The organism is Kribbella sp. NPDC051587 (assembly GCF_044453945.1).
Classification (GTDB): Bacteria; Actinomycetota; Actinomycetes; order Propionibacteriales; family Kribbellaceae; genus Kribbella.
The window spans coordinates 995,665-1,022,057 of sequence record NZ_JBITDE010000002.1 but is presented as its reverse complement, the minus strand read 5'-3'; the positions used below and the strand labels follow the sequence as shown (position 1 = coordinate 1,022,057).

Annotated in this window: 24 protein-coding genes; 12 read left to right on the top strand and 12 right to left on the bottom strand. The window is 67.7% G+C overall.

Going from position 1 to position 26,393, the window contains the following annotated elements; all coding sequences use genetic code 11:
- The first annotated feature begins 1 nt into the window (after position 1).
- Positions 2–124 carry a hypothetical protein gene (locus ACIA49_RS11270; RefSeq protein WP_396376985.1) on the top strand — a complete coding sequence of 41 codons (123 nt, stop codon included), beginning with the start codon at positions 2–4 and terminating at the stop codon, positions 122–124.
- On the opposite strand, the gene ACIA49_RS11265 is transcribed toward ACIA49_RS11270, so the two are convergent.
- A complete protein-coding gene (locus ACIA49_RS11265) occupies positions 93–1,829 on the bottom strand; it encodes an acyltransferase (protein WP_396376984.1) in 1,737 nt (578 codons plus the stop codon). The genes ACIA49_RS11270 and ACIA49_RS11265 overlap by 32 nt on opposite strands.
- Positions 1,830–1,912: 83 nt before the next feature.
- Between ACIA49_RS11265 and ACIA49_RS11260 the strand changes: the two genes are divergently transcribed.
- The 5 genes from ACIA49_RS11260 to ACIA49_RS11240 all read left to right on the top strand — a co-directional run bounded on the left by ACIA49_RS11260 (position 1,913) and on the right by ACIA49_RS11240 (position 6,739).
- The gene (locus ACIA49_RS11260; protein ID WP_396376983.1) at positions 1,913–2,986 is read left to right on the top strand and encodes a LacI family DNA-binding transcriptional regulator; all 1,074 of its coding nucleotides are present in this window, start codon (positions 1,913–1,915) and stop codon (positions 2,984–2,986) included.
- Between the two features lie 153 nt (positions 2,987–3,139).
- Positions 3,140–4,453: an ABC transporter substrate-binding protein gene (locus tag ACIA49_RS11255; RefSeq protein WP_396376982.1), complete on the top strand. Its 1,314-nt coding sequence runs from the start codon at positions 3,140–3,142 to the stop codon at positions 4,451–4,453.
- Positions 4,453–5,427, top strand: coding sequence for a carbohydrate ABC transporter permease (locus ACIA49_RS11250; protein ID WP_396376981.1), 975 nt, complete (start codon positions 4,453–4,455; stop codon positions 5,425–5,427). The genes ACIA49_RS11255 and ACIA49_RS11250 overlap by 1 nt, the downstream gene beginning before the upstream one ends.
- The gene (locus ACIA49_RS11245) at positions 5,420–6,259 is read left to right on the top strand and encodes a carbohydrate ABC transporter permease (protein WP_391546965.1); all 840 of its coding nucleotides are present in this window, start codon (positions 5,420–5,422) and stop codon (positions 6,257–6,259) included. Before ACIA49_RS11250 ends, ACIA49_RS11245 begins: the two co-directional genes overlap by 8 nt.
- Before the next feature lie 24 nt (positions 6,260–6,283).
- Complete coding sequence (locus tag ACIA49_RS11240) at positions 6,284–6,739, top strand: MaoC family dehydratase (protein ID WP_396376980.1); 456 nt, start codon at positions 6,284–6,286, stop codon at positions 6,737–6,739.
- Here the strand turns inward: ACIA49_RS11240 and efeB are convergent.
- From efeB to thpR, 4 genes are read right to left on the bottom strand one after another with little or no spacing between them, the layout of a single operon-like run.
- Positions 6,736–7,995, bottom strand: coding sequence for an iron uptake transporter deferrochelatase/peroxidase subunit (efeB, locus tag ACIA49_RS11235; protein WP_396376979.1), 1,260 nt, complete (start codon positions 7,993–7,995; stop codon positions 6,736–6,738). The two genes, ACIA49_RS11240 and efeB, sit on opposite strands and share 4 nt — an antisense overlap.
- Complete coding sequence (efeO, locus tag ACIA49_RS11230; RefSeq protein WP_396376978.1) at positions 7,992–9,131, bottom strand: iron uptake system protein EfeO; 1,140 nt, start codon at positions 9,129–9,131, stop codon at positions 7,992–7,994. Before efeO ends, efeB begins: the two co-directional genes overlap by 4 nt.
- Positions 9,109–9,951, bottom strand: coding sequence for an iron uptake transporter permease EfeU (gene efeU / locus ACIA49_RS11225; protein WP_396376977.1), 843 nt, complete (start codon positions 9,949–9,951; stop codon positions 9,109–9,111). The genes efeO and efeU overlap by 23 nt, the downstream gene beginning before the upstream one ends.
- A 45-nt stretch (positions 9,952–9,996) precedes the next feature.
- Positions 9,997–10,551 (bottom strand): RNA 2',3'-cyclic phosphodiesterase, encoded by a 555-nt coding sequence (gene thpR / locus ACIA49_RS11220; protein ID WP_396376976.1) that lies wholly within the window; start codon positions 10,549–10,551, stop codon positions 9,997–9,999.
- A gap of 34 nt (positions 10,552–10,585) precedes the next feature.
- Between thpR and ACIA49_RS11215 the strand changes: the two genes are divergently transcribed.
- Positions 10,586–12,025, top strand: a complete 1,440-nt coding sequence (locus tag ACIA49_RS11215) for an LLM class flavin-dependent oxidoreductase (RefSeq protein WP_396376975.1) — start codon at positions 10,586–10,588, stop codon at positions 12,023–12,025.
- Positions 12,026–12,315: 290 nt separating this feature from the next.
- Here ACIA49_RS11215 and ACIA49_RS11210 read toward each other — a convergent pair whose 3' ends face one another.
- Entirely contained in the window at positions 12,316–13,713 is a 1,398-nt protein-coding gene (locus ACIA49_RS11210) for a mycothione reductase (protein ID WP_396376974.1), read from the bottom strand.
- A gap of 45 nt (positions 13,714–13,758) precedes the next feature.
- Here ACIA49_RS11210 and ACIA49_RS11205 point away from each other — a divergent pair, with 45 nt between their 5' ends.
- Both ACIA49_RS11205 and ACIA49_RS11200 read left to right on the top strand, forming a co-directional pair.
- The gene (locus tag ACIA49_RS11205; RefSeq protein WP_396376973.1) at positions 13,759–14,502 is read left to right on the top strand and encodes a DUF4429 domain-containing protein; all 744 of its coding nucleotides are present in this window, start codon (positions 13,759–13,761) and stop codon (positions 14,500–14,502) included.
- Positions 14,503–14,504: 2 nt separating this feature from the next.
- The gene (locus tag ACIA49_RS11200) at positions 14,505–15,146 is read left to right on the top strand and encodes a DUF4429 domain-containing protein (RefSeq protein ID WP_396376972.1); all 642 of its coding nucleotides are present in this window, start codon (positions 14,505–14,507) and stop codon (positions 15,144–15,146) included.
- Here the strand turns inward: ACIA49_RS11200 and ACIA49_RS11195 are convergent.
- The 3 genes from ACIA49_RS11195 to ACIA49_RS11185 all read right to left on the bottom strand — a co-directional run bounded on the left by ACIA49_RS11195 (position 15,143) and on the right by ACIA49_RS11185 (position 20,984).
- Positions 15,143–16,459 (bottom strand): MFS transporter, encoded by a 1,317-nt coding sequence (locus ACIA49_RS11195; RefSeq protein WP_396376971.1) that lies wholly within the window; start codon positions 16,457–16,459, stop codon positions 15,143–15,145. The two genes, ACIA49_RS11200 and ACIA49_RS11195, sit on opposite strands and share 4 nt — an antisense overlap.
- Complete coding sequence (locus ACIA49_RS11190; RefSeq protein WP_396376970.1) at positions 16,456–16,905, bottom strand: MarR family winged helix-turn-helix transcriptional regulator; 450 nt, start codon at positions 16,903–16,905, stop codon at positions 16,456–16,458. Before ACIA49_RS11190 ends, ACIA49_RS11195 begins: the two co-directional genes overlap by 4 nt.
- A gap of 65 nt (positions 16,906–16,970) precedes the next feature.
- Positions 16,971–20,984 (bottom strand): RICIN domain-containing protein, encoded by a 4,014-nt coding sequence (locus ACIA49_RS11185; RefSeq protein WP_396376969.1) that lies wholly within the window; start codon positions 20,982–20,984, stop codon positions 16,971–16,973.
- A 125-nt stretch (positions 20,985–21,109) separates the two neighbouring features.
- Here ACIA49_RS11185 and ACIA49_RS11180 point away from each other — a divergent pair, with 125 nt between their 5' ends.
- Complete coding sequence (locus ACIA49_RS11180; RefSeq protein ID WP_396376968.1) at positions 21,110–22,216, top strand: hypothetical protein; 1,107 nt, start codon at positions 21,110–21,112, stop codon at positions 22,214–22,216.
- Here the strand turns inward: ACIA49_RS11180 and ACIA49_RS11175 are convergent.
- On the bottom strand, positions 22,177–23,643 hold the full coding sequence (locus tag ACIA49_RS11175) for an NCS2 family permease (protein WP_396376967.1): 1,467 nt from the start codon (positions 23,641–23,643) through the stop codon (positions 22,177–22,179). The two genes, ACIA49_RS11180 and ACIA49_RS11175, sit on opposite strands and share 40 nt — an antisense overlap.
- 80 nt (positions 23,644–23,723) lie before the next feature.
- On the opposite strand from ACIA49_RS11175, the gene ACIA49_RS11170 reads away from it, so the two are divergent.
- Both ACIA49_RS11170 and ACIA49_RS11165 read left to right on the top strand, forming a co-directional pair.
- Positions 23,724–24,029 (top strand): DUF2530 domain-containing protein, encoded by a 306-nt coding sequence (locus ACIA49_RS11170; protein ID WP_396376966.1) that lies wholly within the window; start codon positions 23,724–23,726, stop codon positions 24,027–24,029.
- A 74-nt stretch (positions 24,030–24,103) separates the two neighbouring features.
- Positions 24,104–24,940 (top strand): SDR family NAD(P)-dependent oxidoreductase, encoded by an 837-nt coding sequence (locus ACIA49_RS11165; RefSeq protein WP_396376965.1) that lies wholly within the window; start codon positions 24,104–24,106, stop codon positions 24,938–24,940.
- On the opposite strand, the gene ACIA49_RS11160 is transcribed toward ACIA49_RS11165, so the two are convergent.
- Together ACIA49_RS11160 and ACIA49_RS11155 are read right to left on the bottom strand one after the other, a co-directional pair.
- Positions 24,937–25,443, bottom strand: a complete 507-nt coding sequence (locus ACIA49_RS11160; RefSeq protein WP_396376964.1) for a MarR family winged helix-turn-helix transcriptional regulator — start codon at positions 25,441–25,443, stop codon at positions 24,937–24,939. The two genes, ACIA49_RS11165 and ACIA49_RS11160, sit on opposite strands and share 4 nt — an antisense overlap.
- 63 nt (positions 25,444–25,506) lie before the next feature.
- Positions 25,507–26,388 carry a DUF3027 domain-containing protein gene (locus tag ACIA49_RS11155; protein ID WP_396376963.1) on the bottom strand — a complete coding sequence of 294 codons (882 nt, stop codon included), beginning with the start codon at positions 26,386–26,388 and terminating at the stop codon, positions 25,507–25,509.
- Between the last annotated feature and the right edge of the window lie 5 nt (positions 26,389–26,393).

The following is a 26,393-nucleotide window of genomic DNA, read 5'->3' as shown; positions in this document are numbered from 1 at the left end:
GGTGGTGTTCGAGAAGGTCGGGGTCTCCAGCCGGCGCGAGCTGACGTCGCGGGTGTTCTTCGACCACTACGTCGGGCGGTTCGGTCAGGCGCCTACTGCCACGGGCTGGTTCGGGGAGGGATGAGCGGCTCCGGGCGGTGGACACCGCGGGGGCGGTAGCCGAGGGCGTCGGCGTGGCCTAGGTAGTCAGCGAGGAGCCAGACGACCGACAGCCACATCTCGGTGCCTTGCAGGCCTGGGATCGCGCGGTCGTCGGTGCCGTTCGGGGCGAAGGCGAAACCCTCGTTGTCGACCCAGCGGTCGAGGATGCGGGTCAGTTGCTGCTCGGCCCACTGGCGCGCGTCCTGTTCGCCGTACGACGTTTGCTTGCGCGCCAGCCAGAGTGGGTGGATCACGTCGAGGACGTTGCAGGCATTGTCGTTGTCGCCGGTGAACATGCGTCGGTCGTTGCTGTGGGCAAGGAGTGTTGTGACGGCTTGTTCGGGATATGGGAGCGGGAGGCCGAACTGGGCGTAGGTGCCGCGGGTGAGGCGGTAGAAACCGTTCACCACTTGGAGCCAGCCGTCGTCGGGGTGCGGACTCCCCCACATGCCGCTGGTGGGGTCGGCGTTGATGGTGAGCCAGCCGATGAGCTTCTCGAGGTTGGTATCCGCAGCGTGGTCGTGGACGTTGCGGGCGATCGCGGTGCCGAGGGCATCGATCGCGGCACCGGACGACCAGGCATTTCTTGCCCAGGGCAAGTTGTCGAGCTCGGCGGTGGTGAAGGTGGTGTCGATGGGGCACTCGAAGGAGCTGCCGAGGACCTGGAGGGCATAGCCGACGCACAGCACGTGGTACGGCGCTTCGCCTTGCAGGACTGAGAGTTTGGCATCTGACGGCACTTCGAGGCCGGCGTCGGAGAGGTCTCCTGGTGCGACCAGTCCGGTCTTTGGGTCCTGGCGTGCGCGGAGTCGGTGCACCAGGTCATCACGTGAGTGGCCGGCCGGAGTACGTCGTACCAGGAGGTCGGCGATCTCGACTGCGTCGCACCAGGGACGGACGGCGGGCGCGTGGTCGACGCCGGGGCGGTCGACGAACCGCTCGCCGTCCCACGACCGAGCCAGTACGGCGTCCACCTGGTCGCGGGCGCGCGCCGCGAAAGACGTGAGACGAGAAGGCAGTCCGCCAGCAGAGGTCGCGACGGGAGTGGGGGCCGCAGAGGTGGGGGCGGCGGGAGTGGACGCGGAGGTGGAGGTGGCTTCGCCGGGAGTAGGGGTGAGGGCGGCATCGGCGGGGAGGCGGGAGCGGAGGACTCGGGCGGGGTTGCCGGCGGCGATCGAGTTGGCCGGGACATCCTTGGTGACGATGGCGCCGGCGCCGATGATGGTGTGGGCGCCGATAGTGACACCGTCCAGGATGGTGACGCCGGAGCCGATCCAGACGTCGTCGGCGATGGTGATGCCGAGGCTGGTGTGCGGCTGGCGGAAGATCGGTTCGCCGGGGACGGTGCCGTGGTTGAAGGCCAGGATCGAGGTGTGGGCGCCGATCCGGACGCCGTCGCCGATCGTGACGTTGCCGCGAACCGTGGTGAAGGGGTTGATCGTGGTGTCGGAGCCCAACGAGATGTGGCCGGTGACGTAGGCGTGGGCGGCGATGTAGGACCGCTCGCCCATCCGGAGCTCGTCACAGTAGACGGCGGCCGACTCGGCGACGTACACATCCGGGGCCAACACCACCTCACCAGTCAGCCCGGCCTGGCGTGAGGTCTGGCGGGATCGCTCGGCGGGCGAGGCGGTCCGGGCGTACTCCCACGGCAGGAAATCCAGTCGCAACGGCTCGGCAGAGGTCATGGGATAACGCTATCCAACACTCAGGATTCCCGCGTGGCCGATTCCGGCGCTGCTACTCTCCCGTCCATGCGGGGTGGGAATGCATGACGACCGGATCCTTGGCTGACGGCGACGCCGACGGTCCGGCCGACGCTGCGCGGCGTGGGCATCGCGTCACCATCAGCGACCTCGCGCGCCAGTTGCAGATCTCGAAGGCCTCGGTCTCCTACGCGCTGAACGGCCGCGCCGGGGTCAGCGAGGAGACGCGGCAGCGGGTGCTCGATCTGGCCGAGCAGCTCGGCTTCCACCCGAACTCGGCCGCCGTCGCGCTGTCGGCCAGCCGGACCCGCACGATCGGCATCGTGATCGCCCGCGATCCCACGCTGATCTCGACCGAGGCGTTCTACATGCGCACCCTGGTCGGCATCGAGCAGTACCTGAACGAGGTCGACTCGTCGCTCCTGCTGCGCCTCACCGGCGAGAACGGCGAGGACCTCGACGTACTGCGGCGCTGGTCGCGGCAGGGCCGGGTCGACGGGTTCGTACTGTTCGACGAACACGAGAACGACCCGCGGATCCCGTTGCTGCGGGAGCTCGGCGTGCCGTGCGTGGTGGTCAGTTCGAACGCTCCGGACGACGGCGTCGGCCGGCTGATCAGCCGCCCGGACGAGACGGTGACCCTGCTGCTCGACCACCTCGCCGAGCTCGGGCACCGCGACATCGCCCACGTCAGCGGCCCGTTCCACTTCGTCCACGAACAGCTCCGCGTCCAGCTCCTGCGCCAGTACGCCGAACGCCGGGGTATCGCGGTTCGTCATGTCGAGGGCAATTACCGCTACGAGGACGGCGCCGAGCACACCCGGCGACTGCTCACCGGGCCGGACCGTCCGACCGCCGTCGTACTGGGCAACGACCTGATGGCGGTGGCCGCTCTCCGGGTGACGGCGGAGCTCGGCATCGACGTACCGGGTGAGGTTTCGATTCTCGCGTGGGACGACTCGCCGCTGTGCGAGCTGGCCGGCCCCGGCATCACCGCCGTCGACCAGCAGACGATGGAGCGCGGCCGAGCGGCCGCCGACCTGCTCCTGCGCCTGGCGGCCGGTCAGCAGCAGCTTCACCTCGAGGCGCCACCCGGCCTGCTCCGGGTGCGTACTTCCTCGGGTCCTGCGCTCAGCTGATTACTCTGGGCAAGTGCACTCTTGCCGTCAGTGGCGGTCACGTCACGAGGCAGTAACGAAGATCACCCAACTGAACCGGTTAGGGTTCCGGAACTTAACCGGTTAGGCCACTATGGGCCCACATCATCACCGCACGAGGACGAGGAGTCCGACGTGAGACTGCGTTCGCTTGTAGCCGCGGTAGCGGCGACCACTCTGGGAGTCAGCCTGGCCGCCTGCGGAGGCGGCGATTCCGGCTCCGACGGAGGTTCGGGTGGAGACCAGACGCTGACCTACTGGGCCAGCAACCAGGGCACCAGCCTGGACAACGACAAGCAGGTCCTGACCCCTGTCCTGGAGCAGTTCACCAAGGACACCGGGATCAAGGTCAACCTCGAGGTGATCGGCTGGAACGACCTGCAGACGCGGATCCAGACCGCGATCACCTCCGGCCAGGCGCCGGACGTCGTCAACATCGGCAACACCTGGGCGGCGTCGCTGCAGGCGACCAAGGCGTTCCTGCCGTTCGACAACGACGCGATGACCGCGATCGGGGGCAAGGACAAGTTCGTGCCGACGGCTCTGGCGACCGGCGGCAAGGCAGGCGAGGACGTCACCTCGGTCCCGCTCTACGGTCTGGCCTACGGCCTGTACTACAACAAGGCGATGTTCGCGGCCGCCAAGATCCAGCCGCCGAAGACCTGGGAAGAGATGGTCACCGCCGCGCAGAAGCTGACCAACCCCGCGAAGAACCAGTGGGGCATGGCGCTCGCGGCCGGCAGCTACACCGAGAACGTGCACTTCGCGTTCATCAACGCCGCGCAGAACAAGGCCGACTGGTTCGACGCCGACGGCAAGCCGACCTTCACCGGTGACGGCAACGTCCAGGGCGTGCTCCGGTACCTCGACCTGATGCAGAAGGACAAGGTCGCGAACCCGTCCAACGCGCAGTACGACAACGGCACCAAGTCGGTGAACGACTTCGCGAACAAGAAGGTCGCGATGGTCATCAACCAGAACAACGCCGACTCCTCGATCGTTGCCAACGGCATGAAGGCCGGCGAGTACGGCGTCGTACCGTTCCCCGCGCCGGCCAGCGGCGAGCAGGTGGCCAGCCACGTGGCCGGGATCAACCTGTCGGTGTTCAAGAACACCAAGCACAAGGACGCGGCGCTGAAGTTCGTCAAGTACATGACGGACGCGCAGACCCAGACCACGCTGGGCAAGCCGTTCTCGTCGCTGCCCGTGCTGAAGGACGCCAAGCCCGTGTTCACCACCGACACGACCGAGGCCGCGACGTTCTCCGACATCTACAACACCAAGTCCAAGCCGCTGCCGCTGGTACCGGCCGAGGACCAGTTCGAGAGCACGGTCGGTAAGGCGATGAACAGCCTGTTCGCCAAGATCGCCACCGGCGGGACGGTCAGCGCCGACGAGGTGAAGGCCGCGCTCAAGACCGCCGAGGACCAAGTGGCCGCAGGCAACTGATGTCGGTCGCCACCCACGAAGCGAAGCCGGCGGCGGTCACGCCGCCGGCTCGCAAGTCCGCGCCCGAACACCGTCCCGGCCTGAAGCGCTGGCTGCCCTACGCGCTGGTGGCGCCGGCGGTCGTGATGGAGCTGATCATCCACATCCTGCCGATGGTGGTCGGGATCTGGATGAGCTTCGTCAAGCTGACCAAGTTCTTCATCGCGAACTGGTCGGCCGCGCCGAGTGCCGGGCTGAACAACTACAAGGTCGCGCTCGACTTCGACAACGCGGTCGGTGAAGGCCTGCTGAAGTCGTTCGGCGTCACGCTGGTCTTCTCGCTCGTCACGCTCGGGCTGTCCTGGGCGCTCGGGATGGCGGCCGCGGTCGCGCTGCAGCCGACGTTCCGCGGCCGGGCGCTGATCCGCACGCTGTTCCTGGTCCCCTACGCGCTTCCGGCGTACGCCGGGATCCTCACCTGGAACTTCATGCTCCAGCGCGACACCGGCGCCGTGAACCACGTGCTGACGCAGTTGCACCTGACCGACGGCAAGCCGTTCTGGCTGATCGGCGGCAACGCCCTGATCTCACTGATCACGGTGGCCACCTGGAAGCTGTGGACGTTCGCCTTCCTGACCTTGATGGCCGGGCTGCAGAGCATTCCGCGCGATCAGTACGAAGCGGCCGCGGTGGACGGTGCGGGCAACCTCCGGCAGTGGCGCAACATCACGCTGCCCGCGTTGCGCCCGGTCAACCTGGTGCTGGTGCTCGTGTTGTTCCTGTGGACGTTCAGCGACTTCAACACGCCGTACGTGCTGTTCGGTACGGCGCAGCCGCCGGCCGGTGACCTGATCACCTTCCACATCTACAACGCGTCGTTCCTGACCTGGAACTTCGGCTCCGGTGCTGCGATGTCCGTGCTGCTGCTGATCTTCCTGATGATTGTCACCGGCATCTATCTCCTCGTCACGGGAAGGAAGACGCGCCGTGCTTGAGACCAAAGGCTTCAAGGCGTACCGGGCCGTCGTACTGGTGGTGCTCGGGCTGTTCGTGACGGTGCCGCTCTACGTGATGGTCACGTCGTCGCTGAAACCGCTGAAGGACGTCCAGGGCGCCTTCACCTGGTGGCCGTCGAACCTCACCATCGCGCCGTTCATCGACATGTGGAAAACGGTGCCGCTGGCAAGGTACTTCGTGAACTCCACGATCGTCTCGGTGGTCGCGACGGCGCTCTCGGTGGCGCTCGCGATCCTGGCCGCGTTCGCGGTGTCGCGGTTCAAGTTCCGCGGCCGGACGGTCTTCACCACCACGGTGCTGTCGACGCAGATGTTCCCCGGCGTGCTGTTCCTGCTGCCGTTGTTCCTGATCTTCGTGAACATCAACAACCAGTTCGGCCTGCAGCTGGTCGGGACCCGGCTCGGTCTGATCATCACCTACCTGACCTTCAGCCTGCCGTTCTCGATCTGGATGCTGGCCGGGTACTTCGACAGCATCCCGCGCGAGCTCGACGAGGCGGCCCTCGTGGACGGCTGCGGCCCGATGGGAGCGCTGTGGCGGGTCGTCCTGCCGGCGGCGCGTCCGGGCGTGATCGCGGTCGCGATCTACTCGTTCATGACCGCGTGGGGTGAGGTCCTGTTCGCCTCGGTGATGACGACGGAGGCGAACCGAACGCTCTCGGTCGGTCTGCGTCAGTACTCGACCCAGACCAACATCTACTGGAACCAGATCATGGCGGCGGCCCTCGTCGTGAGCATCCCGGTCGTGATCGGCTTTTTGCTTGCCCAGCGCCACTTTGTCGCAGGTGTGACGGCAGGCGCAGTCAAATAGTTGTTTGATCAGTATCTTGGAGGTATGTACTTCGAGGACTACGTGGCGGGGACCCGGACCGAGCACCCGGGCCGGGTCGTGGTCGGCCAGGGGGAGATCGTCGAGTTCGCTCGGCGATTCGACCCCCAGTTCTTCCACGTGGACCCGGCCGCCGCGGCGGACGGGCCGTACCACGGCCTGATCGCCAGCGGCTGGCACACCGCCGGGCTGATGATGCGCCTGTACGCCGATCAGTACCTGTCCAAGGTGGCCAGCCTCGGCGGCCCGGGTGTCGACGAACTGCGCTGGCACCTACCGGTCCGCCCCGGTGACATCCTGCGCCTCACCACCGAGGTCCTCGAGGCCAACCGCTCCCGCTCCAAGCCTGACCGCGGCCTGGTCCGGACCCGCACCGAGCTCTACAACCAGGACAACACCCTGGTCTTCTCCTGCATCATCCTCAACCTGATCGGCGCCCGCACCCAGCCGGCCCGGCCCTAGGCGAAGAGCTTCTCGCCCCAGTACGAGCCAGGTGTGACACCACCGGGACACGCGAAGATGCCGGAGCCGACGTGGTGGATGTACTCGTTCATGGTGTCCGAGCGCGCGAGTTGCTTCTGGATCGGGATGAACTGCTTGCGCGGATCGCGCTGGTAGGCAAGGAAGAACAGTCCGGCGTCCAGCCGGCCCAGCCCGTCCGAGCCGTCGACGAAGTTGTACCCGCGCCGCAGCAGCTCGGCGCCGTTGTTGAACTGCGGGTGTGCGAGCCGCACATGCGAGTCCACCGGCACCTTCGGCTCACCGTCGGAACCCTTGGCGGCGAAGTCGATCGCGTCGAACTCCTCGGCCTTGCCGAGCGGCGCGCCGGTGCCCTTGCCGCGGCCGATGATCGTCTCCTGCTCACCGAGTGACGTCCGGTCCCAGATCTCGATGTTCATCCGGATCCGCCGCGACACCAGGTAGGAGCCGCCGTTCATCCAGTCCGCGCCGTCGCCGGGCTGGACCCAGACGTGCTGCTCGAGCTTGGCCGGGTCCTCGGACTTCAGGTTGTTCGTGCCGTCCTTGAACCCGAACAGGTTCCGCGGGGTCGTCTGCGCGCGCGACGTCGACGACGTCCGGCCGAAGCCCAGCTGGGAGTAGCGGATGGCGACCCGGCCGAACCCGATCCGGGCCAGGTTGCGGATCGCGTGCACCGCCACCTGCGGATCGTCCGAACAAGCCTGTACGGCGATGTCGCCGCCCGACCGCTCAAGTTCGAGATCGTCACCGATGAAGTGCGGCAGGTCGACCAACGCCGCAGGACGCTTGCCGGCCAGGCCGAACCGCTTGTCGAACAGCGACGGCCCGAACCCGATCGTCAACGTCAACCGGGCCGGCGGCAGACCGACCGCCTCGCCAGTGTCCTCAGGCGGAGCCTCACCCGGTCCGTTCACTGCGCCGTACTGGCCGATGTCACGACCGGCTGTCAGCAGCGCGGCCGCGGCCGTCCACTCCTTCAGCAACGCGATCAGGTCCTCGCGCTTGGTCGTGGTCACATCGAACGCAGCGAAGTGCAACCGATCCTGTACGGCGGTCGTGATGCCCGCCTGGTGCGGTCCGTGGAACTGGACCGGGCCGTTGGTGTCGGCCGCCTGCGACTCCTCACCGGACAGCACCGAATGAGCGGCGTACCCGGCGACTCCGGTCGCGACGGCGGCTCCCGCCGCGCCGAACAGGCCACGGCGCGAGATGCCCTTGCGCTGCGTCTCGTCTGTCATTTCTTCGCAATCACTCCGGCGACCTTGGAGACCGGCTCGGCGAGGCCGTCGACGACCCGGCCGAGCTCCTTCTTCTCCGCCTCGGTCACGTTGTAGGACTTGAAGCCGTCACCCTCGCGGTACTTGTCGACCGCCGCGAAGACAGCCTTGAAGTTGGTGTCCAGCGCGGTGACGAGGGCCGCATCCCTTGCCTGCAAGGCCGGGCGGAGCGCCTGGATCGCGGCCTGTGAACCCTCTACGTTGGCCTGGAAGTCCCACAGGTCGGTGTGCGAGTAGCGGTCCTCCTCACCGGTGATCTTGCCGGTGGCAACTTCGTCGAGCAGCTCCTTGGCGCCGTTCGCGAGCTGCAGCGGGTTCAGCTTGACGGTTTTCGCCTTGGCGACAACGGTCTTCACGTCGACGAGCAGCTGGTCGGCGTACTTGGCCATCCCGGCCGTGGTGTTCTTCTCCCACAGCGCCTGCTCGATCCGGTGGTACCCGGTCCACTCGGTACCCGGCTCGACATCGTTGACCCGGGCATCGATCTTCGGGTCGAGGTCGCCGAACGACTCCGCGACCGGCTCGATCCGCTCCCAGTAGGTACGGGAGACCGGGAACAGCTCCTTGGCCTTCGCCACGTCGCCGGCCTTGACCGTGGCCACGAACTCGGTGGTCTTCTGCTCGAGGGCAACGGCTTGTGAGTTCACGTAGCGCTGATAGCTCTCGCCGGCCTGCTTGAGCAGGGTGTCCTCGTCCACCTGCGCAGGCGCGTCGCCGGCCACGTTCAGGTCGCCACGGATGCCGTCGCCGACCATGCCCGGCTTGCACACCGCCTGGTACTTGCCGGTCGGGAGCTCGACGATCAGGTCGCGCTTCAGGCCCGGCCCGATGTTCTCGACCTCACCCATCACGCGGTCGCCATCGGCGTACACGTAGAACTCGGTGACCTTGCTGCCACCGTTGGAGACGGAGAAGGTGCTGGTCCCGGACTTCACGTCCCGGCGGCTCAGGTCACAGCCCGAGTCGGTCGCCTTGACGGTGACCGGGCCGGTGCCGTCGTCGGACGCGGCCGGCGTTTCCTTAGCGCATCCGGTGAGCGCGGCGAGCCCCAGTACTGCGCCGGTGGCGACGGCCTTACGAGCCTTGGACGGGAACATGCTTCTCCTGAACAGGTGATGAGGAAACCGGACGGAAGTAGAGCACCAGCACGGGTACCAGGTAGGCCAGCCAGGCGATCGCCTCGAGCACGGTCGGCGCCGGGTTGAAGTTGAAGATGCCCTTGAGGAGTACGCCGTACCAGCTGTCCGGCGGGATGACGTGCGAGATGTCGAACGCCAGGTGGTGCAGGCCGGGCAGCAGGTTCGCCTCCTGCAGGTCGTGGAACCCGTAGGCGAAGATCCCGGCCGCGACCAGGACCAGGACCGCGCCGGTCCACTTGAAGAAGACCGCCAGGTTGATCTTCACCGCACCGCGGTAGATCAGCACGCCCAGCACGACGGCCGTCGCCAGCCCGAGCAGGACGCCGACGAACGGTACGGCGGTGGTCGCGGTGGCGGCCGACGCGTACACGATGAAGGCGGTCTCGATGCTTTCGCGGAAGACCGCGAGGAAGGCTAGGATGACGACCGCCCGGGAACCGATCGCGAGCGCGGTGTCCATCCGCTCGCGAAGCTCCCGGGCGATACTGCGCGACGCCTTGCGCATCCAGAAGATCATCCAGGTGACGAAACCGACCGCGAGGATCGACATCACCCCGCCGACGGTCTCCTGGGTGGTGAAGGACCGGGCGGTCAGCGCGGTCACGAACTGCAGCAACCCCCACGCGGCGGCGGCCACGGCCAGCGCCGCACCGACTCCGATCCAGACCAGTTTCAGCCGGTCGCGACGTCCTGACTTGACCAGGAAGGTGGCGAGGATGCTGACGACCAGCGACGCCTCGAGGCCCTCACGCAGGCCGATCAGATAATTCGCGAGCATGGCGAAGTTCTTTCCCTACGTTAGGGGTGGCTAACCTTCCTGAGGTTAACCTAAGAACTCCCATTCGCCCACTGTGGCGTACGCCGCAGAACCTGTCCCAAGATGAGACTCGATCAGCTGCAGGCGCCCCGCCGTCCATTCGGGGCCACTGTAGGTATCGAACACCCGCACCCAGCGTGTTATGTCGATCGGCCGACGCAACCGCGCCAGCGTCAGATGCGGCACGAACTTCCGCCCGTCGACCTCGATCCCGGCCTTGTTCGCCGCCGCCCGCGTCGTCTTCGACAACTGCTTCAGCGCGTCGGTCTCGTCCCGGACGCCGGTATACAGAACCCGGGCCTCCGGTACGCCGGGGAACGCGCCGGCGCCTCTGAGGGTCAGTGGGAACGGCTTCTGCCGCTTGGCGACAGCCTCCAGCCGCTCGCTCAACTCATCGGTCTTCCAGTCCGGCACCTCGCCCAGGAACGCCAGGGTGATGTGCCAGTGCTCGCCCGCGGACCATCGGATGTTGTCATCCGGATGTTCCCGCCGCGGTGCGACGAACTCGTTCAGGTCCTCCACAACTTCGATGGGTGGCACGACGGCCACGAACAATCGCATCCGGCCAGCCTAACGGTGGTGGAAACTGGGTTTCATGGAGCGAAGGTTGCCGTCGCCGTGTGTGGTGATCCTGGTCGGCCCGGGGGCGGCGGGGAAGTCGACGTGGGCGGCTGAGCGGTTCGCGCCGGATCTGGTGGTGTCGAGTGATCGGCTGCGGGCGCTGGTCGGGGCCGGGGAGGACGACCTGGCGGCGAGTGCGGATGCGTTCGCGCTGCTGGAGACCGTCGTCGAGCAGCGGATCGGGCGGCGGCTGACGACGGTGATCGACACGCTCGGGATGGATCGCTCGCGTCGGCTGCACTGGCTGGAGTTGGCGCGGGCGGCCGGGATGCCTTGTGTGGCTGTGGGTTTCGACACTCCGGCGGACGAGTGCCGGCGGCGGAATCGCCAGCGTGTGAAGCGGATTCCGGCCGATGTGCTGACCGGTCAGCTTCGAGCTTGGGGTACGGCGAAGAAGGAGCTGCCGGACGAGGGGTACGACGACATCCTTCAGCCGGCCGTCGTGCGCGTCGTACCGGAGGCCTTTGCTTCGGTGGATGCTGCGGTGGAGCGGCAGGCCTCGGCTCCGGCGGGATTGCGGTTCGGGTTGCAGCTGAGCAGTTACCCGGGTGGGCGGGCTGGGTTGGGCGCGTGGGTTCGCGAGGTGGCTGAGCGGGCGGAGGCGGTGGGGTTCGACGCGATCTACGTGATGGACCACTTCCGGCAGATTCCGCAGGTGGGGCGGGCGTGGGACGACTTCCTGGAGAGTTGGACGACGCTCGGCTATCTCGCCGCCTGTACGACGCGAGTCCGGCTCGGGACGTTGGTTTCGGGGATCACGTATCGGAACGTGGGTCACCTGGGGAAGATCGCCGCGACTCTCGACGTACTGAGTGGTGGCCGTGCTGTGTGTGGTGTCGGGCTCGCGTGGTTCGAGGCCGAGCACAAAGCCTACGGGTGGTCGTTTCCGTCGGTGGGTGATCGGTATGCGTTGCTGGAGGATGCATTGCAGTTGTTGCCGGTGATGTGGGGACCAGGCAACAAACCATTCCACGGCCGGGTGCTCGACGTACCGGACACGACATGCTATCCGCGGCCGCTGCAGGAGCGATTGCCTTTGCTGGTTGGCGGAAGTGGTCGTCGAACGTTGCGGCTGGCATCTAAGTACGCGGACGCGGTGAACCTGTTCGGAGACGTGGCGGCGGTTCGCGAGCGGGTGAAGTACTTGCGGTCGCTGACGGATCGGCCGGTCGAGGTGACGCACCTGTCGACGACCTTGGTGGGTGCGGATGCGGATGCGCTGGTCGAGCGGCTACGCCCGCGCAACCAGAACCCGGCCCGCTACGCGGCCGCGGTGAACGCAGGCACCGTCGACGACCAGATCGGCCGCTTCCGCGAACTCGCCGAGGCCGGCGTGACCGAAGTGATGATCAGCCTCCCCGACCTCGACACCCTGGACGACGTCGGCAAGGTGATCGCCGCCTTCCGCGTGTAGCGGACCGACGGACTGGTAGTACGTCACATTCCGCCGCCTGCGCTGGCGCCCCCACGCCTGAACCTTGTGCTGCCTCGCCTCCCACTACCAGCCCGTCGGTACGGCGAGGGTCCGCCCGATGCGGCCCGGCGCCATTTGAACGGAGATCCCCTCACCTTGTCCCTTCTCCCCTCGAAAATTCAGGGGAGAACCGGCAACCTCGGTGGAGATCCCCTCATCTTGCCCCGGGAGCACGCGACAGCGAACCGGAGTGACCCGGCGGCGGGACGGCGGCGGCGGGGCGGGTGGAGCTAGCGTTTGAGGGGGAGGTTGAGGAGGGCGTTCTCGATGAGTTCGGGCATGGCCGGGTGGATCCAGTACTGGCCGCGCGCCATCTCGTAGGCGTCGAGGCCGAAGCTCATCGCCTGGATGAGGGGCTGGATGACGGTCGAGGCCTGCGGGCCCATGATGTGGGCGCCGATCAGCTGGCCGGTCGTCGGGTCGGCGAGGAGTTTGGCGAAGCCGGTGGTGTCTTCCATGGCCCAGCCGTAGGCGATGTCGGCGTACTTCTGGCGACTGACGACGTACTCGATCCCCTGCGCGACAGCCTCTGCCTCGGTGAGGCCGACCGACGCGATCTGGGGCGAGCTGAAGACGGCGTGCGGGACGAAGCGGTGGTCGGACTTGATCCGGTTGTCCGGCTCGAGCAGGTTGTGTTTGACGACGCGGGCCTCGTGGTTGGCGACGTGCTTGAGCTGGTGCGGGGAGGTCAGGTCGCCGAGGGCGTAGATGCCGTCGACCGCGGTCTGCTGGTACTCGTCGACGACCACGCGGCCGTCGCGGTCGACCTCGACGCCGGTGGCCTCAGGGTTCAGCAGGTCGGCGTTCGGGGTGCGGCCGACGGCGACCAGGAGCTCGTCGACCTCAAGCTCCTCCTTGCCGTCGGGGCAGAGCATCCAGAGCCGGATCGAGCCGTCCGGACGCCGGGACGCACGGACGGTTTCGTGCTGCAGGAGTACGTCGTACTTGCCGCGCGCGATCTCGGTGAAGTGCTCGGCGAGCTCGGCGTCCTCACCGCGGAGCAGGACCTTGGAACGGGCGATCAGCGTGACCTCGACCCCGAACGACGAGAAGACGTGCGCGAACTCGGCCGCGACGAAGCCACTACCGAGGATGGCCATCCGGCGGGGCAGTTCCTCGAGCCGCATGATCGTGTCGGAGGTGTGGTAGCCGGTCTCCTCGAGGCCCACGATCGGAGGGACGACCGGGCGGCTGCCGGCGGCGAGCACGAAGCGGTCGGCGGTGACGACGCTGGTGGCGCCGTCATTGCCCTCGACGGTCAGCTCCTTGACGCCGGTGAAGCGGCCGGTGCCGTCGTACACGGTGACGTTGGCGTTCTCCGGGTTGTGGTGCCGGTACTCCGAACCGGCCGCGGCGATCGGGTCGATCCGGCCGAAGATGCGGTCCCGGACGTCCGGCCAGCGGACGCCGGTCAGTTCTTCGTCGATGCCGTACCGGGCGCTACCGGCCGGGGTCGCGGCCACATCCGCGGTGTGCACGAACATCTTGGTCGGGATGCAGCCCTTGTTCAGGCAGGTGCCGCCGAAGACGCCGCGCTCGACGATCGCCACCTTCCAGTCCGCGAACCGGTGGTTCACGATCGAGTTGCCGGAACCGGTGCCGATGACGACGAGATCGTAATGAGTCACACCCCATTATGTGTCTGACCCTCAAAACCGACAGGATGGTCGCTCGTGGAAGGGCTGAGCGGCGACGAACTGCGCGGGCGGAACGCGACCATGGTCTGGGACGGACTGGGCACGATCCAGCTGACCTACGACGGCGCGTGGATCAAGCAGAAGAGCACACTGACCCACATGGTGCTGAAGCGGCTCGGACGCCGCCTGGTTCCGGTCGAGGCGCTGGCGGGGGTGGACCTGGTGATGCCGGGCGGCACCGAGAACCCGACGATCCGGCTGGTGCTGCGGGACCGCGCCGACCCGCTGCTGACGGTTGCCGGCGGACACCTGGAGGAGCTGCTGGATCCGTACCGGCTCGACTTCGGCGCCGGCCAGTGGCTGCTGGCGGACTACTACGCGCAGGAGATCCGGACGTCGATCGCCCTGCACCAGGCTCCGGCGGGGCCGGCCGATCGCTGGCTGCTCGAGCCGCCACCGGCTCCCGACGTCCTGAAGTGCCACAACGCGAAGATGTGGATCGAGGGCGACACGCTCGTCGTCGACTACGGGTTCGCCAACTACCCCGAGAAGCGTGCGTACGGCGATCCGTACCGGCTGCCGCTGGCCGAGATCAAGGCGGTGGAGTGGGCCGCCGCCAAGGGCATCACCTCCGGTTACCTGCGGCTCACCAGCACCCGGACGCCTGCCGTCCGCGGGTCGGAGATGCACGATCCGGAGACCATCCTGACCAAGGCTGTCGGTGGCGAGCTCGACGCGCTGTTCTTCGGCGCCAAGTTGCTGTCGCTGATCAACTGGTGACTATGCGACTGCAGACCAACCACGGCGTGCTGGTGTGGGACGGCACCGGCACCATCAGAGTCCGGTACGACGGCCCGCTGGGCGAACGGGTGATCCCGGTCGAGGCTTTGAGCGGCGTACGGGTGTCGACCGACCTCCGGCTCGAACTGCGTGAGCATGCCGATCCGCTGTTGAGCGTGAGCGGCGGATCGTATGCGTCGATCTATCACTTCGAGGTCGCCGATCTGGCGGCGGCCGAGCGGCTCGCGTCCGAGATCAGGATCGCCCGCGCGCGCCGCGCCGTACCGGAGACGGCCGCGTCGACCTGGTTGGTCGCGCCTCCGCTGGCGGCTGACGCGATGGAAGGGAAGGACGCCACGGTCGCGGTCGCGAACGGGTTGCTGATGTTCGCCTACCCGCGGTCGGCGTCCCGGCGGAAGAAGTCGGACGGCAATCCGCGGTCGGTGTCGCTGATGGACATCATCGACGTCGAGTGGCGCCCGCGGGACGGGCGGCATGCCGGTTTCGTCCGGGTCAGTACGGCGCGGACGCCGTTCGAGCGGCCGCGACCGAAGCACGACCCGTCCGCGGTACGGACCGCGGTCGAGGGTGAGACCGACGCGCTGTTCTTCGCCGCGCGCCTGCTGACCCGCATCCAGCCTTAGGCGACGCGCGGACCGGTCTCCTTGACCGGTACGTCGACCACGGCCTTGTCGGCCAGCAGCTCCGTCTGCGGGAGGATCTCGAGGCGCGGGCGGGGCAGCAGGCGGGGACGGATCGACAGACCGCGCCGACGCGAGAAGTACAGGACCGAACCGACCGCGCCGAGCACGGTCAGACCACCGCCGACGATCAGCGAGGACCGGGCGCCGAGCTCCTGCCCGACGAAACCGATCAACGGCGAGCCGATCGTCGAACCACCCATCAGGACCGTCATGTAGAGCGCCATCACCCGGCCGCGCATGGTCGGCTCGATGCTGAGCTGCATGGTCGCGTTCGCCGTGGTCAGCATGGTCAGCGAGGCCAGGCCAACGAACGGCAGCACCAGCGCGAAGGTCAGGTACGACGGCATCACCGCGCTCACGATCTCGAGCAGACCGAACGCGACGGCGGCGCCGATCACCATCCGGGCGCGGATCCGCACCCGGCGGGCCGCCAGGAGCGCGCCGGACAGCGAACCGATCGCGAGGACCGAGCCGAGGATGCCGTACTCCCCCGCGCCCTTGTGGAAGGCCTCGGTCGCCATCAGAGCCGACGTGAGCTGGAAGTTCAGCCCGAACATGCCGGCGAAGGCGACGGTCACCAGGACCATCATCAGATCCGGCCGGCGCCACAGGTAGCGCATGCCGTCGCGGATCATGCCCTTGTCGCGCGCCGCGACCTTCGGGGTGTGCAGCTCCGAGCCGCGCATCAGACGCAGCGACAGGATCACCGCGGCGTAGCTCAGGCCGTTGACGATGATGACCGGGCCGGTGCCGATCCAATGGATCAGGAGGCCGGCCAGTCCGGGGCCGATCAGGCGCGCGGCGTTGAACGAGGCCGAGTTCAGGCCGACCGCATTGGAGAGGTCGTCACGACCGACCATCTCGACCACGAAGGACTGGCGAGCGGGCGCGTCGAACGCCGTACCGATCCCGAAGAGGAACGCGATCACGAAGACGTGCCACGGCTGCACCAGACCGGTGACGGTCAGGATGCCCAGGGTGAGGGCGGCGACCGCCATCCAGACCTGGGTGATCTGGAGCAGCTTGCGCTTCGGGAAGCGGTCGGCGACCAGACCGGCGTACGGGCCGAGCAGGAGGGCGGGGGCGAACTGGAGGCCGGTGACGATACCGAGCGCCGTCCCGGAGTGGGTGAGCTCGAGGACCAGCCAGTCCTGCGCCACCCGCTGCATCCAGGTGCCGACGTTGGAGACGATCGCGCCCGACGCGTACAACCGGAAGTTGCGCACGCGGAAGGCGTGGAACGTGGGGCTCACTTGGCCGCCAGCCGCTCGAGAACAGGTGCTGCCTTACGCAGGATGTCGCGCTCCTCAGGGGTCAGTTGTTTCAGCTTCGCGTGCAGCCACTCGTCGCGGCGCTTGCGGTTGGCAAGGATCAGCCCGTCCGCCTTGCCGGTCAGCTCGACGGTCACCTGACGCTTGTCGGTCGGATGCGGGCGGCGGACCACCAGGCCCGCCTCCTCCATGTTCGAGACGATCCGCGTCATCGACGGCGGCTTGACCTGCTCATGGGCGGCCAGCTCGCCGATCGTCATCAGCTCGTGCTTGCTCAGCGCACCGAGCACCCCGAGCTGGTTCGCGGTCAGGTCGTGACCGGGCTCACGTTGGCGCCGGATCTGTCGCGACAGGCGCAACGTCGACGACCGCAAGGCACTCACGAGCCCCACGTCACTCTTCACCTGCTGCGCTACGACTTCCGGCATATCCTTACCTTAACTCATTACCTTTGCTAACGATAACGAGATTCCGGCAGGTGGTATTCCCGGCCTCAGCCCACCTTGTCGAGCTGCCAGCGCTGACAAGGCCCGTTCCAGTACGGCCAGACCCGGATCTCGGCGCCGTGCGTGGGCACGCAGCCGTCGACGTCGAGCGAGAGACCGGTGTCGGCCTGGTGGATGGTCCAGCCGTCCCCGGCCGGTTCGATCCGCCAGCGCTGGCACTCCGATTCGTCGACCGGGAAGGCGATCACCTGCGCGTGACCCTCGCGGCCGCAGCCGCTGGTCTGCAGCGCCGTGTTCGAGCTGGGGTCGATGATCTGGTAGATGTCGTCGCCGAGCGGCCGGAGCTGCCACTTCTGGCACGCACTGGCCTCGATGTAGTCCCAGGTCCGGACGCCGCTCGCCGGGATGCAGTCCTTGATGTCGAGTGACATGCCGCCGCCCTTGGACGTTATCTTGTACCGGCCGCCCAGCTGCGGGCTGTTCAGCGCGCCACGCAGGACGAACTGCTGCTCGGCGCCTGTCCCGCACGGCTGCTGAACCAGCTTCACACCGTTGCCGCTGGCGCCATCCGCGAGCGCACCGCACTTGCCGCTGTGCGCGAACTTCAGCCGGAAGACCGTGTCGTAACTGCTGCCCTCGACGTACTCGAGGGTGACCTGCTGGTTGCCTTGGTTCAGGCAGTGCCAGAGCAGGATCTTCTCGCCGTCGGCCACGCTCTGGTCGTTCACGTCGAAACAGCGCGCGAGCCCGTCGGCCGGCTTGGGCGCGACGTTCACGTGCACAGCCTGGATCTGGTACTGCTCGGTGCCCGCGATCGGGACGATCCGGAAGCGCTGGTGGAGGCCGCCGAAGCAGTCCCACTGCTGGATGTCGGCCGGTACGCTCTGCGCGGCGCCCGCGACCTCGAGACAGCGTCCACTCTGCCGGGAGACCAGTTCGTACGTCCGGGTCTCGATGTCGTACTTCGGTCCGGTCCCGGCCCCGACTCGCGGTTCGCGCCAAGCCGAGACGGGCGCGGCGAACGTCGTACCGGTAGAGGCCAGCAGCGACACCTCTCGCCCGCCGCCATCAAGGGCAGCGACCAGTACGGCGTCTGCCTTGCCGTCGGCGTTGTAGTCGCCGACCGCCAGGCTGGTCTTCAGCGGGTCGAAGCGCGCGGCGTCCTGCCACCACTGCGAGAGCGTGAACGCGGTACCGCTCGACCGCAGCACCTTCAGCGCGGTCGACTGCGCGCCGTTGTCGTAGACGGCGACCACGTCCTGCTTACCGTCGCCGTCGACGTCACCCGCGACCGCATTGCTCTTGTCCCAGCAGTAGCCGCCGGCGCCGCTGTCGTACCACTGCGCTGCCGCTGCGAAGCCGGTGCCGGTGGATCGGTAGACCTCACCGACCGTGCGGCAACCACCGAGGTTCTTCAGGTTGACCAGATCGGCCTTGCCGTCGCCGTCGACGTCGGCGAGGACGGGCCGGCTCAGTGACCAGTCCCCCGACGCCGCGGCGGTCTGCAGCCACTGAACAGGTGCAGACAGGTTCCCTCCGGGATGCACCATCACCTTCCAGCCGCCGTTGCCGGTGTTGATCTGGACGATGAGGTCGGTCTTGGTGTCGCCGGTGACCTCGGCTGCCAGGATCCGCACGGTTCCGACGGTCCAGGCCTTCGGTGCGCTGCGCCAGATCGGGTTGTTCTGCGTGACGAACCGGTTGCCGTCCGAGGACGCCAGGTACAGACCGACCACTCCGCCCGGCTCGTCGCGCAACACCGCCAGATCGGTACGGCGATCGCCGTCGAAGTCACCGGTGACCACACGGGACTTGGACAGCTGGAATCCACCACTCAGACCGCTGTCCCAGGTGACCGTGCCGCTCGTGAACCCACTGCTCGTCGCCAGGAGCGTCCAGGCCGCGGTCCGACCGAAGCCCTGGTCGAGGGCGAAGGTGAGGTCGGAGCGCCCGTCACCGTTCACGTCGGCCGGTGCCGGTGGGCTCGTCGAGGGTGTGGCCGACTTGGCGTTGAGGTTCTTCGGCCCGACGGGATCACTGACGTTGCCGGCCCGATCGACGGCAGCCACGTAGAGCTTGCGAGTCGGCAGACCCGTGATCGGGTCGGGCCAAACGGTGACCGGCACCGTCGCCGTACCGTCGGAGCCGGCCTTGACAATCTGTGTCAGGCGGCCCTGTTGGGAGCCGTACTGGTACTCCGCGACGTCGGTGTCGCCGTCGGCCGGGTGGAAGGTGACGTAGCCGATGGTCCGCAGCGGGATCACGGCGGAACCCGGAAAGTCGGTCGACGTGACGGTCGGGATACCGGGCGCTTTCGGGTCGACGGTGAAGTAGCAGCGTGGACTGGAAGGGCCGTAATCGGTCTTGTCCGGGTAGACCAGATCGTCGCTGCGGGCGGTGTAGTAATACGTGCCCGCCGGCAGCGTTCCGTCCGGCAGCTCGGGCCAGGCGAAGGCCGAGCCGGAGAAGGTCTGTGCCGACCGGACCGTGTACTGGACGCCGTTGTCACTGGCGCGGTTGATGTTCAACTGGGTCTTCAGCGAGCCGCCGTCCGGATCTGATGCGACGGCGGCGAATGACGGGTGCGACGTACCGATCATGACCGGGGCTGCCGCCGTACCGCAGGGCTTGGGCGAGCTGAAGTTCACCTTGGTCGGCGCCAGCGGCGGGGTGTTGTAGACGATGTCGATCGCGGCCGATTCACCCCGGAACTTCTTCCACTCCCAGCGGTGGTCGGCGTTCTCGTTCGGCGTCCGCAGGCCGAGCGTGACGGTCGCCGCCCGCTGGTCGGCCAATTGCTGGATGAGACCGTTCAGCTGCGCAGTCGCGATCCCCAGCGAGACCGGTGGAGTGTTGTATGCCGACCCCGCGACCCCACCCAGTGCTTCGTACCAGGTGGTGTTGTCCCACGTGACCGGCTGGGACCGGTCGATCGGCGAGGTGCGGTAGAGATCGACGTACGTGTCCGTGCGCGAGCTCGGGGTGTAGATGAGGTCGATCGAGAACCGGCTGCTGATGATCTGCGCGCCGCCGATCGGGCCGAGGTCGAGCCGGTACAGCGAACGGTAGATGTGACCGGAATCGTCGTAGGCCCAGCCGGTCTTTGCGCCTTCGGCGCGGTCGTAGTTCCAGTAGCTCGTCCCCCGGGTGCTCGCATCCTTACCGTTGATGTGGGTCCACATGTCGTCGGCGGCATCCGACCAGGACGGATCGATCGTGATCGGGAACTTGGCGTCCGCGGCGGACAGTAACGATAGATCGGGCCTGAGCAGCAACCGGCCGCCGGCGATCCGGGCGCCGACCGACCGCGTGATGTCGGCGGCGTCCCACATCAGCGCCTGGCCGGTGGTGTAGCGGGCGCGACCGGTCCGATCGGTCGCGGTCAGGCTGCCGTCGGCGCTTGTCGTGAACCGTAGGCCGGTGGTGCTGATCGGCAGCCCCAGCTCACGCAGAGCCGGGTTCATGGCCGCCGCTCTCGTCTTCACGACCAGGAGATGAGCGAAGCCCGCGGCCTCGGCGCGGACCTGGAGATCGACGCCGGGCAAGACTTCCGGGTACGTCGCTGTCGCCCCGGTCAACGTCGGTCGCGGCAACCGGCTGGGCCAACCGAGGCGGAGCTGCTCCTCTTCATTGCCAAGGGCAACCAGATTGGTCGTGCCGCCACCGGAGAGAGTGAGGGGACGGGCCGACGCGACCGGCTGCACCGTTCCGTCGGCGGCGAAATGGAGCGTCGTGTCGACCGGCACCCAGCCCGTGCCACGGCGGACCCGAACCGGCGCCACGCTCTGGTGCAGGGTCCGCCGACCGTCCGGGTTCACGAACACTTGCCGCGACTCGGTCGTCGCAGACGCGAGCTCGACCCGCTTCCCAGTCCGGCGCGCAGTGACCGCGGCAGTCGCCGCCTCCGTCTCCACAGCAGCTTGCTCCACCTGCGGCTGCCCGGCAGGCTGTTGCACCTGCGGCTGGCCGACCGCACGCCCGGACTGCGCGGGCACCACCACCGCGGCCAGCGCGAGGACGAACGACAGCGATCCGAGCGTCAACTTCCTCAACACCGGCATGGTTCTCCTCCAGCTACGGGCGAAATCTCCTCACGGTGGCACTTGCCCCTGCCTGGCACAGGCTTTTCGACTCCGCTCGAAGAGCCGCTTCAGGCGATCCCGAATCACCGGTTAGGGTCACGGGCATGGGGACGACGCCGCGGGAGCTGGGCCGGTACGAGCAGCGGTTCCGGCGGGCCGGGCTGCCGCTGTTCATCGAGGATTTCTCGCCGACGCACGACATCTTCAACCGGGCCGCGCCATTGCTGACGCTGGTGTTCCTGGTCGAGATGCTCGGCGCCACCTCGCTGAAGTGGCTCTGGTGGCAGAACGTCCTGGGGGCGGCCGTCGGCCTGATCATCCTGGTCGGCGCGTTCGGGCTGCTGAACCGCTACCGCCGCCGGCCTTTCTGGTCGTTGCCGACCCGCTTCGGGCTGCCCGAGCTGGCCGTCTTCGTGCTGTTACCGGCACTGCTGCCGTTGGTCCCCGAGAAGCAGTGGCACCAGTTCCTCGGCATTGCCATCGGCAACTTGTTGCTCGTCGGTGCCGTGTACGTCGTCGTGGGCTACGGCCTGATCGCGACGCTCTACTGGAGCGTACGGCGGATCGTCGGTGAGCTGGGGAATTCGCTGGCCAGCCTGGTCCGGGCGCTGCCGTTGCTGCTGGTGTTCTCGCTGGTGCTGTTCATCAACACCGAGATGTGGCAGGTGTTCGCCGGAATGCCGGTGGTGTTCATCGTGCTGTCGGTGCTCGCGTTCACGTTGCTCAGCACGCTGTTTCTGATGGTGCGGCTGCCGAAAGAGCTGGACGCGATCGAGGACGACATGAAGTCGGACCCACCGCTGCGGCGGATCCAGCGCCTGAACCTGAGCGTGAACCTGGTGATCCGGCAATGGGTGCAGGCGTTGGTGGTGAGCACCGGCGTCGGACTGTTCTTCGTTGCCTTCGGCATGCTCTCGATCAGCGCCGACATCTATGCGAAGTGGGGCATCGAGGCCGGGGCGTGGTCGGTGAGCCCCGGCCTGCTCGGTCACAAACTGCTGCTGACCGCGAGCCTGGTGAAGGTTGCCATCGGCATCGCCAACTTCACCGGTCTCTACTACTCGATCGCGCTGCTCACCGACTCGTCGTACCGGGAAGAGTTTCTGGACAACGTCAGCACCGAGCTGCGGGACCTGTTCACAGCTCGGGCCTCCTATCTGGAGTTGCGGGCTCAGGTGAGCCAGTCGGTCAGCGGGCCGATCGCGAAGTAGATCACGAACAGCGCGCTCACGACCCACATCAGCGGGTGCACCTGGCGGGCCTTGCCGCGGACCGTCTTGAGGATCGCGAACGAGACGAAGCCGGCGCCGATACCGGCCGAGATCGAGTACGTGAACGGCATCAGGATGATGGTGAGGAAGGCCGGGAACGCGACCTCGATGTCGTCGAAGTCGATGCCCTTCACCTGGGTCATCATCAGGAACCCGACCAGGATCAGGGCCGGGGTCGCCGCCTCGTACGGGACCAGGGTGACCAGCGGGGCGACCACCATCGCGATCAGGAAGCAGATCCCGGTCACCACGCTGGCCAGGCCGGTGCGTGCGCCTTCACCGACGCCGGACGCGGATTCGATGTACGACGTGTTGCTGGAGACCGAGGCGGCACCACCGGCGGCCGCGGCGACGCTGTCCACGATCAGGATGCGCTGCGCGTTCGGCGGGTTGCCGTCCTTGTCGAGCAGGCCGGCCTCGGCGCCGATCGCGGTCATCGTGCCCATCGTGTCGAAGAAGTCGGCCAGCATCAGCGTGAAGATCAGCAGCAGGGCCGAGATGACGCCGACGGACTTGAACGAGCCGAACAGGTTGAACTCGCCGACCAGGTCGAAGTTCGGCTTGGTGAAGACGTGATCGGGGAGCTTGGGGATGTTCAGACCCCAGCCCGGGTGTTCCGGCGTACCTTTGCCGACCTTCGTCACGGCCTCGATCACGATCGCCAGGATCGTCGCGGCCACGATGCCGATCAGGATCGCGCCCTTCACCTTGCGCACGTACAGGGTGATGATCAGGAGCAGCCCGAAGACGAAGACGAGGACGGGCCAGCCTTTGAGGTTGCCGCCGACACCGAGTTGGACCGGGGGCACACCGCCGGCAACGGGCCGCACGAACCCGGCGTCGACGACCCCGATGAAGGCGATGAACAGGCCGATCCCGACGCTGATCGCGACCTTCAGTTGCACCGGAACCGCTTCAAAGACCGCCTTCCGGAAGCCGGTGAGCACCAGGACCAGGATGATCAGGCCCTCCAGGACCACCAGGCCCATCGCATCGGCCCACGTCATGTCCTCCACCACACTGAACGCGATGAAGGCGTTCAGGCCGAGCCCGCTCGCGAGGGCCAGCGGGAAGTTCGCCACCAGACCCATCAGGATCGTCACGACCCCGGCCACCAGTGCGGTCGCGACCGCCACCTTGGCGATCGCGGCGCCCGCGTCCAACCCACCACCGATGAGCTGACCGTCGCTGTCATTGGTCGAGCTGAGGATCAGCGGGTTCAGCACCACGATGTAGGCCATCGTGAAGAACGTGACGAGCCCGCCGCGCACCTCGCGACCGAGCGTGGACCCCCGTTGGGTGATCTTGAAGAAGGAGTCGAAGGGATTCGAGCCGGAGCGAGCCGACGTGTCCTGGAGCGAACTCATGACGGCATGGTGCCAGGTTCAACCACTCCGGTGCGAGCACTAACGGCAACCTCTTCGAGCGGTACGACTATGGTGGTCCCGTGACGGAGGAGCAGCCCGCGCCCAAGAAGCGCACCGACCCCACCAGCCAGCTGGCCCGCGGTGAGTTGGTCCACGCCGAGGTGAAGCCCCTCGACCTGTCCGGCATTCCCACCGTCATCGTCGGGATCGCCCTGTGGGCGGTGGCCTTCGTGGTCCTGCTCTTCTTCCGCTCCACGCTCGAGCGCGACGGCCTCGAGTGGTGGATCTGGGCGGCCGCCGCCGGCTTCGGCCTCGGCTGGATCGGCCTCTGGTACTGCACCCGCCGCTGGAACAAGATCAAGGCCGGCGAGCCCGTCCGCGACTGATCCCGGCCCGGGTTCCCCGAGCGGTTGGGCTTTGTTCTCAAATACTGTCGGTGGGGACAGCTTATGGTGTCGCCATGGACACTAAAACGTGGTTGATCACCGGCGGGACGCCGGGTGGGTTCGGGTTGACGTTCGCGGACGCCGTACTGGCTCGGGGTGAGCGGGTGGCGATCACCTCGCGACGGCCGAAGGAACTCGCCGAGTGGGCGGCGCCGTACGGGGCTGATGTGTTGGTCCTTGAGGTGGACGTGACGGACGCGGAGCAGGTGCGGTCCGCGGTGGCGGCGGCCGAGGAGCGGTTCGGGGGGATCGACGTCCTGGTGAACAACGCGGGGCGTGGGTGGTACGGGTCGATCGAGGGGATGCCCGAGGAGGACGTACGGCGGTCGTTGGAGCTGAACTTCTTCGCGGTGCTGACGGTCACGCGGGCGGTGCTGCCGGGAATGCGGGCGCGCGGCGACGGGTGGATCGTGAACATGTCGTCGGTCGCGGGGCTGCGCGGGATCAACGGGTTCGGGTACTACTCGGCAGCGAAGTTCGCGCTCGAGGGAGTGACCGAGGTGCTGCGGGAGGAGGTGGCCGCGTTCGGGATCAAGGTGCTGGCGGTTGAGCCGGGCGCGTTCCGGACCCGGGCCTACGCGGGGTTTGCCGATGAGCCGTTGCGGGAGACGGTCGACGCGTACCTGCCGCAACTGGAGGCGGTACGGAAGGCGATGATCGACCAGGACGGCAACCAGCCGGGTGATCCGGTGCGCGGAGTTGCCGCCGTACTGGCTGCGCTTGAGCTGGAGTCGCCACCGCATCGGCTCGTCCTGGGCAGCGGCGGGTTCGACGCGGCGGTCGGGACGCTTGAGGCGAACCTGGCGGATATCCGGTCGGGTGAATCGCTGTCGCGAGGTGCGGACTTCTAGTCGGTACGGCGGTTGAGGCCGTCGCGGCGCATGTCCTCGGCGGCCGCGACCGCGTCGGTGGTGAAGCGTTTGGTGAGCTCGGTGTAGCGGGCGATGTCGCGGGTCGACCACCGGGCCAGCACCTGCGCGATCATGTCGTCGCCGAGGTCGTAGATGTGCCGCGCGGCCTCCGTGCCCTCGGCCGTCAACGAGATCCGGGTCGAGCGGGTGTCGTCCGGATCGGTCTCGCGGGCGACCAGTCCGCCGCTCTCCAGGCGCTTGACGATCTTGCTGATGTTCGACGCGCCGGTCCCCATCGCCTGGGCCAGCTCACCGGCCCGCATCGGCTGCGCGGCCAAGAGGTGGCGCAGCGCCTGATGGGCCGGCTGGTCGATCGGCTCACCGCTCGCGGTCAGGATCTCCCGCTGCAGACCGGGCGACTCCCACAAGAGGATCAACGCACTCAGGCTCGCCAGCAACTCCGACCGGTACGGAAAGTCCCCCGCCTCCCGCAACTCACCCATCCCCGCACCCTACCGACCCCGTCGGCAAGAACACGTAGTAGGGCTGACCGGGGCGGGCCTGGGTCAGGCTTCGGTGGCTTCTACTTCGTCGTCGGAGGTGGGTTCGGCGGCGGCTTCGACCTCGGTGTGGACGGCGTCGGCTTCGGCGGCCTCGTCGTCGGTGGCCAGCTCCAGGGAGTCGTAGCCGGTGGTGTCGAAGGCGTGGTCGGCGACCGGGGGTTCGGCGAGGTCGATGATGGCGTCGGAGTGGGCTCCGCAGCCGTAGTCGAAGGCGACGACGCGGCCTTCACCGGGGGCCATCTCGTTGGCGCAGACACCGAAGGAGCGGCCGAGGCTGTCGCCGAGGCGGATCCAGTAGCCGCAGCCGTTGCACTTGTAGGGGACGGCCTGGGCGATCGGGGAGGCCGGGCCGAAGTCGCCGGCGGACCAGCGCTCGGCGGCGTCGTCGCGACCGAAGACCGACAGGACGCGCTCGCGGCCGAGGCCGAGCTCCTCGACGACCTCGAGGACGTCCTCGGGGGCACCGGTCTCGGTGAAGCCGGGCTCCAGGCGCGGGTCGTCGGCCGGCGTCGGGAACAGGTCGCCGGGGCGCAGGTCGCCGGGCTGGACGCGCTCGGACCACGGCACCCACACCGGCGCGACGATCGCCTCGTCGCCCGGAAGCATGACGACCTCGTTGACGGTGACCGTCTTCGCGCGGGAGGCGCGGGTCAGCGTGACCGCCCAGCGCCAGCCCCGGTAGCCCGGGTGCGCGGAGGCGAAGTAGTGCGTGACGAGGCGCTCACCCTCGACCAGGTGACCGAGGTACTCGCCGATCTGCGCGGCGCCGGCCTCGTCGATCGCGGCCTCACGGGCAGGGTCGACCGCCGCGACACAGACCGCGTCGGCCTTGGCGCGCACAGGTTCCGGAGTTCTGAGGGCAGTCACGGTCGCCCATTCTCGCATGCCCG